The 14,681-nt window shown below is 65.6% G+C and carries 14 protein-coding genes; 9 read left to right on the top strand and 5 right to left on the bottom strand.

Features of this window, described 5'->3' with window-relative positions; all coding sequences use genetic code 11:
• Positions 1-442: 442 nt before the first annotated feature.
• Positions 443-2,785, top strand: coding sequence for a hypothetical protein (locus ACFVTD_RS16245; RefSeq protein ID WP_387564858.1), 2,343 nt, complete (start codon positions 443-445; stop codon positions 2,783-2,785).
• 635 nt (positions 2,786-3,420) lie between these two features.
• Here the strand turns inward: ACFVTD_RS16245 and ACFVTD_RS16240 are convergent.
• Positions 3,421-3,882, bottom strand: coding sequence for a GatB/YqeY domain-containing protein (locus tag ACFVTD_RS16240; protein WP_387564856.1), 462 nt, complete (start codon positions 3,880-3,882; stop codon positions 3,421-3,423).
• 177 nt (positions 3,883-4,059) lie between these two features.
• On the opposite strand from ACFVTD_RS16240, the gene ACFVTD_RS16235 reads away from it, so the two are divergent.
• The 3 genes from ACFVTD_RS16235 (at position 4,060) to ACFVTD_RS16225 (ending at position 7,069) form a co-directional block, all read left to right on the top strand.
• Positions 4,060-5,655 carry a phospholipase D family protein gene (locus ACFVTD_RS16235; RefSeq protein ID WP_387564854.1) on the top strand — a complete coding sequence of 532 codons (1,596 nt, stop codon included), beginning with the start codon at positions 4,060-4,062 and terminating at the stop codon, positions 5,653-5,655.
• A 101-nt stretch (positions 5,656-5,756) separates the two neighbouring features.
• Complete coding sequence (locus ACFVTD_RS16230) at positions 5,757-5,930, top strand: CsbD family protein (RefSeq protein ID WP_141160443.1); 174 nt, start codon at positions 5,757-5,759, stop codon at positions 5,928-5,930.
• A gap of 113 nt (positions 5,931-6,043) precedes the next feature.
• Entirely contained in the window at positions 6,044-7,069 is a 1,026-nt protein-coding gene (locus tag ACFVTD_RS16225) for an NADPH:quinone reductase (RefSeq protein ID WP_387564852.1), read from the top strand.
• Between the two features lie 4 nt (positions 7,070-7,073).
• On the opposite strand, the gene ACFVTD_RS16220 is transcribed toward ACFVTD_RS16225, so the two are convergent.
• The 4 genes from ACFVTD_RS16220 to ACFVTD_RS16205 form a co-directional block, all read right to left on the bottom strand.
• The gene (locus ACFVTD_RS16220; RefSeq protein ID WP_387564850.1) at positions 7,074-7,265 is read right to left on the bottom strand and encodes a three-helix bundle dimerization domain-containing protein; all 192 of its coding nucleotides are present in this window, start codon (positions 7,263-7,265) and stop codon (positions 7,074-7,076) included.
• Between the two features lie 166 nt (positions 7,266-7,431).
• Positions 7,432-7,662, bottom strand: a complete 231-nt coding sequence (locus ACFVTD_RS16215; RefSeq protein WP_387564848.1) for a hypothetical protein — start codon at positions 7,660-7,662, stop codon at positions 7,432-7,434.
• A 76-nt stretch (positions 7,663-7,738) separates the two neighbouring features.
• Positions 7,739-8,710, bottom strand: a complete 972-nt coding sequence (locus ACFVTD_RS16210) for a glycosyltransferase family 9 protein (protein WP_387564846.1) — start codon at positions 8,708-8,710, stop codon at positions 7,739-7,741.
• A complete protein-coding gene (locus ACFVTD_RS16205; RefSeq protein ID WP_387564844.1) occupies positions 8,707-9,846 on the bottom strand; it encodes a glycosyltransferase family 9 protein in 1,140 nt (379 codons plus the stop codon). Before ACFVTD_RS16205 ends, ACFVTD_RS16210 begins: the two co-directional genes overlap by 4 nt.
• Before the next feature lie 206 nt (positions 9,847-10,052).
• Between ACFVTD_RS16205 and ACFVTD_RS16200 the strand changes: the two genes are divergently transcribed.
• From ACFVTD_RS16200 to ACFVTD_RS16180, 5 genes are all read left to right on the top strand, one after another.
• Entirely contained in the window at positions 10,053-10,355 is a 303-nt protein-coding gene (locus ACFVTD_RS16200; RefSeq protein WP_018761323.1) for a DUF4193 domain-containing protein, read from the top strand.
• A gap of 169 nt (positions 10,356-10,524) precedes the next feature.
• A complete protein-coding gene (locus ACFVTD_RS16195) occupies positions 10,525-11,265 on the top strand; it encodes a M50 family metallopeptidase (RefSeq protein WP_387564842.1) in 741 nt (246 codons plus the stop codon).
• Positions 11,266-11,293: 28 nt separating this feature from the next.
• Positions 11,294-12,376 (top strand): glutathione S-transferase family protein, encoded by a 1,083-nt coding sequence (locus tag ACFVTD_RS16190; RefSeq protein WP_387564840.1) that lies wholly within the window; start codon positions 11,294-11,296, stop codon positions 12,374-12,376.
• Between the two features lie 44 nt (positions 12,377-12,420).
• The gene (locus tag ACFVTD_RS16185; RefSeq protein WP_387564838.1) at positions 12,421-13,530 is read left to right on the top strand and encodes a serine hydrolase domain-containing protein; all 1,110 of its coding nucleotides are present in this window, start codon (positions 12,421-12,423) and stop codon (positions 13,528-13,530) included.
• Between the two features lie 93 nt (positions 13,531-13,623).
• Positions 13,624-14,676, top strand: a complete 1,053-nt coding sequence (locus ACFVTD_RS16180) for an aromatic acid exporter family protein (protein ID WP_387564836.1) — start codon at positions 13,624-13,626, stop codon at positions 14,674-14,676.
• Positions 14,677-14,681 lie beyond the last annotated feature (5 nt).

Below are 14,681 nucleotides of genomic sequence, written 5' to 3'. Positions count from 1 at the left end.
TCTGCCTTTGCGTTCAGAACCGCCTTGAAGCGCCGGCGCTGGCTGGGCGAACGGCAAACCGCCAACGGGCAGGGGAACTAATGGAGTACCTATACGCTTTCCTGGCCTTCATCATCTTCATGGTGGTGCCAGGCACCCGTAGCTACAGGCTTTAACCCCATCCGTGGTCCACACCCGCGGCCATTCCGCGAGCGCCGCAAGCGCCAGGCGGACGGCCCAAGCCGAGCCTGAGTTCCTGCCTCATCAGCACAAGGGTGGACAGCGCGCGCCGACTCGCTCGTGCGCTTGTCCCCACGTGGTGCCGTGAGTTGCGCCACCAGCCCGGTAGCCTAGGGTCAGCCGCGCCAGATCCGGCATCGTCGCACGTCAACGCGGGTTTGGGTCCTGGCATGGACCATTTGTCACCAAGGCGCCATGCTGCGGCTTCCGGGAAGAAGGACCCGTGAAGAGGACCAAGCCACTATCACTCGTTTTGGCGGTGATCGCAGTCGCGGGCAGTGCCTTCCTTGGCACCGGCAGTGCCCAGGCTGGACCCCAGGAGAACAACCCGTGCCAGCGGCTGTCTGCGGGACAGGTGAAGTACAACAGCTTCGGTGCTAACCGGGTAACATTCGCTACCGCCACAGGCCGTGAATCCAACGTCGTCACCATCACCGGGTGCGTTCGTTTCGGCAACTCCTACGTCCAGGAATGGCAGGACTGGGGCTACGCAGGGCTAAAAGGCTTCGCTCCGCCAGGACTGACCTGGGAGGACACATTCAAGTCCCCCACCGGCTCGTACAGCGTCACCGAGGCTTTGGGCCGCTCAAACCCGGGCACAGCCCTTGCCTACCACACGGTCAACGCGAACTCCCGCTGGGGCGGTGAATACGGGCCTACCTACAACCAGTACTTCGAAGGCACCGGCGGTCCCTCTGACGAGAACCTCTTCACCTACATGAACCAGGGGTATTACGAGCAGGCGGCGGTCATCAACTACAACCGCCAGCCGGACATGAACACCGTACAGGGGGCTTCCTACGCAATCTTCCTGCACGCCGGCCGCACCACGTCCGCCGGCTGCCTGTCCACCAGCCTTGAGACGGTCAACAGATTCCTGCGCAGCAACCGCCCCGGAGACCGGATCATCATGGGCGCCGTCGATGACATCTTCACCCCGTATTCAGCGGATCCCTTTGGCGCCATCACACAGAAATACAGCCAGGGCGGAGGGCCCGCCGGCCAGCTTGGCAGCCCGGTCTCCAACGAGGTGGGTGGACTGAGGGACGGTGGCGCCTTCCAGAACTACCAGGGAGGAGCCATTATCTGGTCTCCCCTCTCCGGAGCCCATTTCTCGTGGGGAGCCACCCGCGGCAAGTGGGCCTCCCTCGGTTATGAAAACGGCCCCCTCGGCTACCCGGTCACTGACGAAGTTGGAGGCCTGCGTGGCGGTGGCGTCTACCAGGTGTACCAGGGCGGCGTCATCATGTTTTCCCTCGCCAGCGGCGCGTACCTTTCGTCTTTCGGGCCAATCCGGGACAAGTGGGCAGAAACCGGATTCGAAAACGGCGCCTTTGGATACCCCGTCAGTGACGTCATCACCGGCCTGAAGGACAGCGGCTCCTACCAGGCGTACCAGAATGGCGCGATCTTCTCCTCACCCGCTGCGGGAACTCACGCCGTCACAGCCGGCATCTACGGCAAGTGGCGCTCCCAGGGTGCCGAAGGTGGCCCCTTGGGATACCCAACAACCGATGAGTTCCGCGGGCTCCGCAACGGCGGCTCCTGGCGGGGGTTCCAGGGCGGGGCGATCATGTTTTCCCCAGCGTCCGGAGCGGCAGTCAGCGCCGGCCCGATCCGTGACAAATGGGCCTCCGCGGGTTTCGAGTGGGGCAGCCTGGGCTACCCGGTCACCGATGTGGTCACCGGGCTAAAGGAAGGAGGTGCCTTTCAGAACTACCAGGGAGGTTCCATCCTGTGGACCCCGGCAAACGGCGCCATCATCTCCGTGGGAGCCATCCGCAACGTCTGGGCCGGACAGAACTTCGAGCACGGTGTCCTCGGCTACCCCATCACGGATGAGTACGGCACGTCAGGAGGCGGCGTTGCCCAGAATTACCAGGGCGGGGTCATCTACTTTGTGCCCAACGTCGGTACCTACGCGGTATCCGGTTCCATCTTCACTAAGCATGAGTCAATGGGCCGCTCGCTCGGCGCGGCAGTCAGTTCCCAGGTGGCCATCAAGAACGGCGGCCTGTACCAGAACTTCCAGAACGGCTCCATCCTCTGGTCCCCTGCCACCGGCGCGCACGTCTCCATTGGTGCCACCCGCGGGGCATGGGCCCAGGCCGGCTACGAAAACGGGTTCCTCGGCTACCCAACGAGTGACGAACTCCCAGTCGACGGTGGCGTCAAACAGTCCTACCATGGCGGATCCATCTACTGGACCGTTGCCCTTGGAGCGTTCTCCATGCCGTCAGAGTTCAGCGCCAAATTCGATGCTGTGAATGGTCCAGCCACCTTGGGGTTTCCCGGAACCAATCGGGTGGCCGGGCTCAAGGACGGTGGCTCCTTCATTAACTTCCAGAAAGGCGCCCTGATCTCCAGCCCGGCCACCGGAATTCGCCTTTCCGTCGGCAAGACCCGCGACGCCTGGGCGGGGACAGGTTTCGAGTGGGGAAGGCTTGGTTACCCGACCACGGACAACTACATCACTGCGGACGACACCACCGTTCAGGATTTCCAGGGCGGACGGATCACCGTTACCAAAGACGGCACCGTAAGGATTACTTACGGCACCCCCTGAACCTTGTCACGGGAATTCGATCCCGGTGCTGAAAAGGCGGCTAGGGGATGATTGTCAGCGGCATTGTCCTTGCGGCGCACGAGACCCGGCTGAAACCTTCCGCACGGCGAACACGGTTATTCGTTCCGGTGTCATCACACCAATCCACGCCGAACGGGTAGGCCTCAACGGCGGCGTCTCCCGGCGCCGCGTGCGGCGGGACCTCGAATTTGAAGACGAATCCGCCGGCATCATTCATCGGGGACGTCGTACTGATGAGTTCCTGCCCGGCGGCGTCGGTGACCGAGACGTAAGTCCGGGCGTTCTGTCCGTAACGGGGATTGCAGTCAGCGTCGGCCGCATGGACGGTGACGGAGTCCCCAAGTCCTGCAGCGCGGGGGCTTACTTCATAGCTGGGAGGAAAGCAGGGCGGCTCTCCTTGCCACGACCCGGCGCAGGAGGACAAGCAACATGCGGACAATACGCAGCCGGCGGCCGCCGCGACGGCTCTCTTCCACGGCTGCGCCGCCCCAAAAGACCGAAACCCCATACGGCCAGTATGTTCATCGTCGCTGGCTGGGAACCCCGTTAATCGCCATTTGTCGCCAGATCGTTGCTCCGCTGCACAGCGGCAGCTGACCCGGTCCCAGGGGCACTTAGGCCAGGCGGGCCTTGACGATCTCGCTGACGGCTTTGCCGTCAAAACGGCCGCCGATTTTCGGCGTCACTGATTTCATGACAGCACCCATGGAGCGCATGCTGAGCGCAGCACCGTCCGCCCCCAGTTCCCTGATGACTCCGTCCACGATCGCTTCGGCCTCCGCCCGCGTCAAAGCCTTCGGAAGGTACCCCTCTATGACCTCGGCTTCGGCAATTTCCGCCCGTGCCCGGTCGTCATGACCCGCCGCTGAATAGGTGGCTGCAGTGTCCCGGCGCTTGGCAGCTTCTTTCTGCAGCAGCGCGGTGACCTGAAGATCGTCGAGTTCAACCGGGGTCTTGCCTGATTTCTCCCGGGTTTCGATCTCACCGAGGACATTGCGCACGGTCGTCAGGGCCACCCGGTTGCCCGCCTTCATGTGGACGACGACGTCGCCTTTCAACTGTTCCTTCAATGACATGGCGAGCCTCGTTCTTCTTTGCTGGGAAGCGTTCGGGACAAGCCTATGCCGCGGGTGGCCGGAGTGCTGCCCCGTCACGGTTCGTTCCACCCCCTTGGCAAGCCACGCCGGAGCCGGCCGTAGGCTAGGTTGGAAGCCGCAGCGGCCTGGGTCCCCGGGCCCCGAAAGGAGCACCGAGTGGACAGCACCGTTGGCAAGTGGTTCCTGAGCGGTGCTGAGCGGGGAAACCCCGCCTCCGGGATCCACGCGGGCGGACCCGGCTCGGCGTCCTGGTCGGAAGGCAACCTCGTGGAGCCCCTGGTGCACGGGGAAGCCTACTTTGCCCGGCTCCATGCGGAGCTGTCGGATCTAAAGGCCGGAGACCGGGTGTGGTTTACCGACTGGCGGGGCGACGGCGATGAGCAGTTGGAGTCGGGCGGCATCACGATCGGCGGGCTGCTGGCGGGACTGGCCCGGTCCGGCGTGGAAGTCAGGGGCCTCGTCTGGAGATCCCACGGCGAGCGGGTATCCGCCCCCATCAGCGGCCGCTCCAACGAACTCCTCAGCCGCCAAATCAATGACGCCGGCGGTGAGGCGCTGCTGGACCAGCGGGTCCGCGTCTTCGGGTCCCACCACCAGAAACTGGTGGTCATCCGTCGTCGTAATGACTCTTCCCGGGACGTCGCCTTCGTGGGTGGAATCGATCTCTCACACAGCCGCCGTGACAACACCGCCCACCAGGGAGACCCGCAGGCAGTGAAAATGGATTCCCGGTACGGACCGAGGCCCCCATGGCACGACGCCGCCCTCCAACTTCGTGGGCCGGTGGTTGCCGATGTCCTGGCCATCTTTGCGGAACGCTGGAACGATCCCCACCCGCTGGACCGCCGCACCCCTTACCGGATGCTGCTGCAGCGCCTGGCCCGCATGCCGCGGCACCCCAAACCGCTACCGGAAGCGGCTCCGCCCCCGCCGGCCGCCGGAACGCACGCCGTGCAACTGCTCCGCACCTACGGCGTGAAGCACCCGCCGTTCCCGTTCGCGCCCCACGGTGAGCGGAGCATCGCGCGGGCCTATGCAAAGGCCTTCGCCCAGGCGCGTTCACTCATCTACATCGAAGACCAGTATTTGTGGTCAACCGAGGTCGCCGCGGGCATCGCGGAGGCGCTGGAGCGTAACCAGGCGCTCAGGGTCATCATCGTGGTGCCGCGCTATCCCGACTCTGACGGGTTTCTGGGCGGCCCACCCCGGCGGTTGGGGCAACAGCGTGCCATCAGCATGCTTCGCCGGGCGGCGCCCGACCGCGTAGGGGTGTTCGACCTGGAGAACCCCAACGGGACTCCGATCTACGTCCACGCGAAGATCTGCATCATCGACGACACGTGGTTCACCTGCGGATCTGACAACTTCAACCGCCGGTCCTGGACCACCGACAGCGAGCTCACCTGCGCAGTGATCGACACCTCCGCTACGGCTGGCACCGCTGGCCGTAGATCCCAGCAGCTCCCGCTGAAGCTGCGGCTCCAGCTCTGGGCGGAACACCTGGGCATTGACCAGGACGACCCCCTCCTGACCACCGAGGGCGGGGAGCTTGATCTTTGGAACAGGACGGCCGGCGCCTTGGACCAGTGGCACCGGACCGGACGGTCAGGGCCGCGGCCGGCAGGCCAGGTACGCCACCACTCCCCCAAACCCGTCCGGGCCATCCACCGTATCTGGGCCGACCGGATCTACCGGCTGATCGTGGATCCGGACGGCCGCCCCCGCCCGCTTCGTGGCACTTCCAAGTTCTAGGCGGACAAGCAACAGGCAGGGGACTTGAAAAAATGTTCCTAAGCATGCTTATGATATTGCCAGCCGAATGCGAACGGCTGCCAACCAGAGGAGGAAACACCATGGGACTGGGCGACAAGATTGAGAACGCCGCCGAAAAAGCCGGCGGTAAGGGCAAGGAAGCTGCCGGAGCTGCCACGGGCGATGAAAGCCTGCGGGCCGAGGGCCAGGCGGATCAGGCAAAAGGTGACCTGAAGCAGGCCGGCGAAAAGGTCAAGGACGCCTTCAAGCACTGACAGGCAGTCAAGGAAGAAGCGCACTCAGCGAACGGGGTGCGCTTTTTTCATGCGCCCAACCCGTTCGGTAGGTTGGGGCGTTAGTGGTAACCGCAAACGGGTTGGGAGAAGACGTGAAGGCAATCATTTACGAAGAAACAGGGCCCTCGTCTGTGCTGAAGCTACAGGACAGGCCGTTGCCGGTGCCGGGGCCCGGAGAAGTCCGTGTCCGGATGGTGGTGTCCGGCGTCAACCCCACCGACTGGAAGTCGCGGTCCGGGAGCGGAAGCAAGAAGCTGGACGCCCCCAAAGTTCCAAACCAGGACGGAGCCGGTGTCATCGATGAGCTGGGTCCCGGGGTGACGGGCTTCTCCGTGGGCGGCCGTGTGTGGCTGTGGGACGTCGCCTGGGGCAGCAATGAAGGCACAGCACAGGAATATGTTGTGGTGCCCGGCCATAAAGCAGTGCCCCTTCCCGATACCGAATCCTTCGATACTGGCGCTTCGTTGGGCATTCCGGCGCTGACGGCGCACCGGGCCCTGACCTCGAACGAGGACGGCCCGGCAGGGCTCTCCACCGGTGCCCTGGCCGGACAAACCGTCCTGGTCACGGGAGGTGCCGGAGCCGTAGGCCACGCGGCCATCCAACTCGCCCGCTGGGCCGGGGCCACCGTGATCACCACCGTCAGCGGGGACCAAAAGGCAGAACTTGCCCGCCGTGCCGGCGCCGGCACCATCATCAACTACCGGACCGAGGACGTCGTTGGCGCCGTCCATCAGGTGGCACCAAACGGCGTGGACATGATTGTGGACGTCAACGCACCCGCGAACATCAAAACCGACCTGGACGTCATCAAGCCAGGCGGAACGATCGCCATATACGCGGCGAACCCCGGGGAATCAGTCACCGTTCCAATCCGCGAGAGCATGGCGAGGAACGTCCGCTACCAGTTCATCCTCACCTACACCGTCACCGACGAACAGAAACGTCTTGCCGTTGCCGCCATCTCCGAGGCTTTGGCGGCAGGCGCCCTGCGGGTGGGGGAAGAACACGGGCTGCCTCTGACACGGTTCCCGCTTGGCCAGACCCCCGCAGCCCATGACGCAGTGGAACAGGAGACAGTCGGAAAAGTGCTGATCGACGTCGCACCCGCAACCTGACGCCCTACCGTGCAAGCCTGTCCCTGGCTGCATGCTCTACCAAAACGGGGACGAAGGCGCGGACCCTGCCCGCGTCCAGGAGGCTGTGTTCCTGCTGGACCACATCTTCGATGTACTCCCTGGACAGCGCTGGAAACTTCGCGGAAAGCCTGTCCACGACGTCGCCAAGCGCCCGCAACTCTTCGCTTACTCCCATCGGGAAAGTGTCGGGGATCCGGCCAAGCCCGTCAAGACTTGACGGAGAGAGCGCCCGGGCGTGCGACATTGTCCACTGCCAGGCGCAGACGACGGCGAGCGCCGGGACCCGCGTACTGGCCGGCCCGGGCGCTCCCCGCCCTCGCAGCTCCGGAGCACCGCCGATGTCAGTGCGGATGAAGGCGCCGGGTCCGTGAGTGCCGGTTGTGTCCGAGGCCATGGGCCGCTGCGGCAACCGGGCGGTACTGAATCCGGTGCTTTTCGGCCCGGACGTCCCGGCGTTCCTGCCGCCGCGCCTTCCTTTCCGGCCGGTCGATGGCGGACAGGATGGTCAGCGTCACGGCAATCCAGAGGAGCGCCGTTCCCAACACCAAAGCGATTTCCAGCTCAGTGCTCATACACACAATTTTAGGCTCGTATGGCAGAGTCCACCCCCTGCGGACCCACAAAGTGGACGTTTAAACCCACAGTGTTTCAGAGCACGCCCAAGGCTTTGACAGCAGCCATGACATCGGAGGGCTGGACAGCAAGCAGGGCCGGGTCCGGCCGCGCCGCGAAAGTGTCCCCGCGCCGCAGTTCGGCCCGGGTGAGAACGATATGGGGTCCCGGGGGCGGCCCCCAAATCTCCGGTGGGGCCGGGCCAAAGAGCACCACGGACGGGGTGCCGTAGGCTGAGGCCAGGTGCGCGGCGCCGGTGTCGGCAGAGACCACCAGGCGCGCAGCAGCAATGGTCGCAGCGAACTCCCCCAAGCCCAGCACCCCGGCGAGGACAGCGGTACCCGGTATTCCCGCAAGGCCGCACACTTCCTCCGCCCGGTCCCTTTCGGAGCTGCCGCCGGTGAAGACCACCTGGTGCCCGGCTTCCGACAGTGCCGTGGCCACTGCCGCAAACCGGTCCGCGGGCCAAAGCCTGCTGCCGTACGCTGCCCCCACGTGCAGGACAGTGGCATCGGGGACCGGACTGGGAACCTGGGGCTTATCCAACTGCACGTCCAGCGGATCGGCGTCTATCCCATGCCATTCAAGGAGCCGTACCCAGCGTTCTCGTTCGTGCAGTTCCGGCCGCCACCGCGGCCCGTTCCGGTGCGCACTTTGATGTCCCAGGGTCCGCCGGGCCTTCAGCGCCTCAATCCGCCCCTGGCTTTCCGGGCCGCTGCCGTGGAGGTTGACGGCTACATCCACCACGCCCGGTGGCAGCGCCAAAGGCTCGTCCAGTCCGTGCGTGGGCAGCAGTTCATAGCCGCCTACCAGGCCCAGGGCCTCGGACAGCCACCCCTGCGCGGCGTACCGAAGCCGGTGCCCGGGAAAGGCCCGTCGGAGGCCTTTCAACGCCGGCACGGCCACCAGCAGGTCTCCGAGCTTCAGGGCGCGCAGGACAAGGAGCTCCGGCCTGCCGTCTGCTGGCTCCCGAACAACTGCTCCGTGTTCCGCCGTCATGCCCGTCATGCGTCCTGCTTTACGAACCTGCCGGCGGTGAGGCTCCGGACGTCCCCGTAGACCCCGTTGACGCCAATCCCGGCCACCAGTGAGTCGTCGTGGATGCACCGCGGTGCTGTCCAGCCGACCTGCGTGACATCGACGCCGCACGTCGGACAAGCCGTCACCCATGAAGCGTGGACACGGTGGAGGCTGCGCCCCAGCGCCCCGGCGTTGATCACGTTGCCCACCCAGAAAATACCGACTGTGGGCACGCCCAGTGCCTGTGCAAGGTGTCGTGGCCCGCTGTCATTTGCCACCACGACGTCGGCGTCCCCCAGCAACGCTACGAGCCCTGCCATGTCCAGGGCGCCTGCCAGGGAACGTACCGCTGTTGAAGCGGCACTGTCAGCAATCTCCGCTGCCAGGGCCTGTTCGCTGCCGTCCCCGATCAGGACGACCTGCGAACCGTCAGCCGCGCAGGCGGCAGCGAGCTCAGCGAACTTTGCGGCGGGCCAACGACGGCGGGGATCGGTAGCGCCGGGATGGATCACTACGAGCGGCTGGGCGCGGTCGCCGGGGCCGGGCGGGAGGGAGTCCCGCCCGGCGGGGGCCAGCCGGGCCTCCAGGTCCACGGGGAACGCGCCCGCGAAACCCGCCACTTCCAGGGCCCTGAGGGGTTCGTGCTGGTAGTAAAGGTAGGGAACGCTGCGCTCCAGCCTGGCAGCGTCGGCCGTCCGCGTCCCTACGGTGTGCCGGGCCCCCAGCCGCAGCAGGAAGGGATTCGAGAACCGTCCACCCCCATGGAGCTGGACGGCCAGATCGAAAGTGTGCCCCCGCATGTCGGCAAAGAACCGGTCCAGCTCGCCGGCATCTTCCTCCCCTGGGCGGACTCCTTCAGCGACGGGCAGGACAACAACCTCATCGACAGGGCTTTCCACCGCCCCGAGAACCGCCTCATGGATCGGCGTGCCGAGCAGCGTCAGGTGTGCTGCAGGGTAGGCCGCCTTCAACGCAGCCATCGCGGGAACTGCGAAGATCAGATCCCCCAGGCCGCCTCCCCGCAGGACCGCTATCCGGGACACAGCGTCGAACTTCTCCAGTACCGGGCCTACCCCCACACCGATTTGTTCGGCACCGCCACGCTCTGCAGTGAGTTGTTCCAAGAACTGCCCCTTCCGTCCCGGGGAGGAAACTGTATGGCCCGTCCCTCCCCTGCCGCCGCAGCCGAATGTCGGTTCGAGAACCCGCGGCCGCTCCGTTGAACCTGTACCCAACCGGCAACGGATCTACGCTCCCTGTTGGGGAATACCGGGTTCATGCTGTACGTTTCATACCCGACAGCCCAACTAAGAAAAGAGAAGCACCCAAAGTGGCAACCGATTACGATGAACTGCGTTCCGACGTCAAGGAATCGCAGGACAACTCACTCGAGCAGCTCCAGTCAGCGAATGCTCCGGACGCCCGCAGCGTTGTGCAGGAGTTGGACGAGGCTGACGGGCTGGACGGCGCCGGAGTTCCTGGCGGCGAATTTGTCGCTGAGGAACTCGTAGTCCAGGTCATCCCCCAGGCTGAGGACGAATTCACCTGCTACTCCTGCTTCCTGGTCCGCCACCGGTCCCAGATCGCCCGGCAAAAAGACGGCCACAGCTACTGCACGGAGTGCGAAGGTTAGCCAGAAAGTTGTACCAAGGCAGCAAATGCCCGGCACCGTCCGAAAGGCACGCCGCACCAGGCGTGCCTTTCGGCTTTAAGCAATGACGGGGTTCCTGCCCGCGTCCAGCTTGGGTGCGTAGCGTGGAGTGCAGGATGTACGACGGCGACACGGCAGCCAGGAGGCACCATTGGACAGCCCTGCCAGCTTCTGGAACACCTTCAGCACGGCATTCACCCAAACGAACGTACCCAACATCACATGGGCCGAGTTGCTGCTGTCCCTGGCGGCCGCCGTCGTGCTGTCCATCCCCCGGCGCAGCTGGCGCTATTTCGGCCTCCTGGCCACCGCCACCCACGAACTGGGCCACGCATTCGCTGCCCTTACGTCGGGGCAGCGGCTCTCCGGGATCCGACTTCGCCTTGACCACTCCGGAACCACCACCACGTACAGCAGGAGCAGGTTGGCCGCTGCCTGGTCCTGTTTTTGGGGGTATCCCGTGCCAGCGCTGGCGGGTGCCGCATTTGTCTGGTCCGGGCTCAACGGATGGGGACCGGCAGCCATGGCGGCCAGCGCATTGGTGTTGACTGCCTCGCTCCTCTTCCTTCGCAACCTGGCAGGATTCGTAATCACGGGGGCCGCGATTGCCGGGACCGGTTCCCTCACCTTCCTTGCGCCGCCCTCCGCCGTCGGCCATGCCGCCGTCATCTTCGGCCTGGCGCTCCTCGTGGCCGCCGTCCGGGACCTGGTCAAGCTCACCCACGTGCACCTCCACCGCCGCGACCGCCTCAGCAGCTCGGACGCGTATCTCCTGTACCGGGCCACCTCCGTCCCCTCCGGCATCTGGATTGCCCTGTTTACGCTCCTCGTAGCCGGTTCCTGGCTGGTGGCATGGCAGCCCATCGTGGAAATCCTCCGGCAAGGCGCCTAGGGCTTGAAGTCGCGCATAGGCTGGTGGCATGAGCCAGGAAACGGAAAGCACACCAGCAGACACCGCCGACGCGCACAGCACCCGCGGAGCCTATGTGACCGGCGGGGCGGAATTCACCCGGGACACCAACTACATTGAGGACCGCATCACCAGGAATGCCGCGCCCGGCAGCAACGGTGAGCCGGGCTGGCCGGTGGAAGCCGGGCGCTACCGCCTGATTGCCGCAAGGGCCTGTCCCTGGGCCAACCGCACCGTCATTGTCCGCAGGCTGCTGGGGCTCGAGGAGGCCATTTCCCTTGGCCAGCCTGGGCCCACCCACGATGCACGTTCCTGGACCTTCGACCTGGACCCGGGTGGAGTGGATCCGGTCCTGGGAATCGAGCGCCTGCAGGACGCCTACTTCAAGCGGTTTCCCGGCTACCCCCGCGGAATTACCGTTCCCGCCATCGTCGACGTGCGCAGTGGTGAAGTGGTGACCAACAATTTCCCCCAGATCACCCTTGATTTCTCGACCGAGTGGACCGAGTTCCACCGGACGGGCGCCCCGCAGCTCTACCCCGCGCATCTCCGCGACGAAATCGACCGGGTGAACAAGCGCGTCTTCACCGAGGTCAACAACGGCGTTTACCGGTGCGGCTTCGCCGGATCGCAGGAGGCCCACGACTCGGCGTACGAACGTTTGTGGACCGCGCTGGATTGGCTCGAGGACCGCCTCTCGCGGCAGCGCTACCTGGTGGGTGAAACCATTACCGAGGCTGACGTCAGGCTGTTCACCACACTGGCCAGGTTCGATCCCGTCTACCACGGACATTTCAAATGCAACCGGCAGAAGCTGACCGAAATGCCCAACCTCTGGGGCTATGCGCGGGACTTGTTCCAGACGCCCGGGTTCGGGGACACCATCGACTTCGTGCAGATCAAGCGGCACTACTACATCGTTCATGAAGACATCAATCCCACCGGCATCGTCCCAGCCGGCCCGGATCTTGCCGGTTGGTTGACGGACCACGGCCGGGAGGCACTGGGTGGACGACCGTTCGGCGACGGCACCCCACCGGGACCTGTGCGCCCCGGGGAGGAGGTCACCACCGGACACGGAGCCTCCCGCTGACCGCATCCGCGGAGGGAAATCGCCTTCCTCCTAAACTGGAGGGCATGCAGACTTCTCTGGGTTTCGTGGCGCCGGGGTACGAGGGTGTCCTTTCGCTGTTTGAGTCCTTCCTCGCGGAGGACTCCCGCTACAGCGCGCAGCTGGCGGCCTACCGGAACGGGGAGCCGGTGGTACGCCTGACGGGCGGTCCCGAAATGGCACCGGATACGTTGTCCGGCGCCTACTCCTGTTCCAAAGGCGTCGCCGCACTGGTCATCGCGCTCCTGGTACAGGACGGTCTCCTTGACCTGGATAAGCCCATGGCCCACTACTGGCCCGAGTTTGCGGTCCACGGAAAAGACCGGTTGCTCGTCAGGGAGGCGTTGTCGCACCAGGCGGGGCTGCTGGGGGTCGAGGGCGGTTTTGGACTGGACGAGTTCACCACGTCCGGGGCTGCCGCCCGGCTGGCCGCTGCGGCCCCCGCCTGGGAGCCCGGCCGCCAGTTCGGCTACCACGCCCTCACCATTGGCATCCTGATGGAAGAACTGTGCCGGCGGACCACGGGCGAGACGTTGCAGGGCATCTACGACCAGAGAATCCGGCAGCCGCAGGACATCGATTTCTTCCTGGGCCTTCCGGAGGACCTGGAACCGCGGTATCGGGATGTCCTCTACGACGATGACCCAAACCAGCCATGGGTGGACCCGCTCAGCCTCGACGGCCTGAACAGCAATGCCCCGGCCAGCACCATCATGGAACTGCCCAATATCCGCTCCGTGCGTGCCGCGGGCATGTCCGCCGCGGGTGGCGTGGGCTCCGCGGAGGGGCTGGCCCGCCTGTACGCAGCGGCGACCACCGGCGTCGGTGGCGCGGGTCCGTTCCTCTCCGGCGGCACCATCACGGCCATGACACGGGAACAGGTATGGGGCCTGGATCGGTCCTCCGGCCTGGACAACGCCTTCGCCGTCGTCTTCATGAAACCCCACCCCTCTCGGAATTTCGGGAGCCACCGTGCCTTCGGCCACGAGGGAGCCAACGCTGCCCTGGGCTTCGCCGATCCCTCCTACGGCCTGGGCTTCGGCTACATCCCCCGGCGCGCGGAAGAGGGCCGCACCCCGGGCCGAGCCCACAGGCTGGCCGCCGAGGCAAGGCGCTCAGCAGCACGTTTGTCCTGACGCAACCCCGGCCCTACTGTTGTCCGGATGGGCAATACTCAGGCACGACCGGATGCACGGTGGGCTCGGGGGACCCAATTTCTTAGACAATCGGTGGCGGGACTTTCTGCTGCCTTCGCGGCGCAGCGGCTGCAACTGGCGGGGAAAGCGGCCATAGCGGCGGGGCTGGCCTTCGCCATTGCCCCGCTCATGCCGGGCGCCGCCTCGCACTACGCGTACTACGCACCGCTGGGCGCGCTGGTGGCCATGTATCACAACGTCGCCGGGTCAGTGAAGCAGGGGGCGCAGGCACTGGCGGGGCTGGCGATGGGGATCGGCCTCGCCTTCGTCCTGGTAAGCATCAGCGAACCCTCACCACTGACGGTCGCCCTGTTCATGGGGGTGGGCGTCCTGCTGGGCGGCCTGCCGGGCATCGGGTCGGGCAGTGACTGGATCCCGACGGCGGCGCTCCTGGTCCTGCTGGTGGGCGGCAGGAACGCCGAAGACTTCTCCTACGGCTACCTTGTACAGATGGCGGCGGGCGTGGCGGTCGGGATCGCAGTGAATTTCCTGATCTTTCCTCCGCTGCACCTCAACGCCGCCGCGTCCAGCCTTGCCGACCTGCGGCTCGCCCTTGGCCGGCAGCTGACGGACATGGGTGCCGCCCTGAAGGAAAAATGGCCGCCTGAACACGAGGACTGGTCGCGCAGGTCGGACGAACTGGCGGAAGCGGCACGCTCAGTGCGTCATCTGGTCAAGGAGGCGGACGCCAGCCGGCGCGCCAATCCCCGGCGGAAGCTGCACCCGCGCGACATCGACCGGGACTACCAGGACCTGCGAAACCTGGAGCGGGTCACCTTCCATATCCAGGACATGACGGATGTCCTGTCAGATGTGATCTGGGAGGACGACGTGCCCTACGAGATCCCCCTGCAGGACAGTGAACCGCTGGCGGACGCCATTACCGCCACCGGGGAACTGGTGTCCGCGGACACCAACGGTGACGCCCGGGAGTGGAAGGACCGCTACGACGCTGCCGGGGCGGCGGTGGAAGCCTGCATGGCTGCCACCGCCGCGCGGCCGGCAGAACAGGGAACGGTCCCTGCCTCAGAATCGGTCCTCCTCAGCCTCCACCGGATCCTGCGGGCCGTCCGGCCGCAGGACTAGGCAGG

This window comes from Pseudarthrobacter sp. NPDC058119, from assembly GCF_042884655.1.
GTDB lineage: Bacteria > Actinomycetota > Actinomycetes > Actinomycetales > Micrococcaceae > Arthrobacter.
Note: the sequence above shows the minus strand (reverse complement) of the source record. Positions and strands in the feature narration are given on the sequence as shown.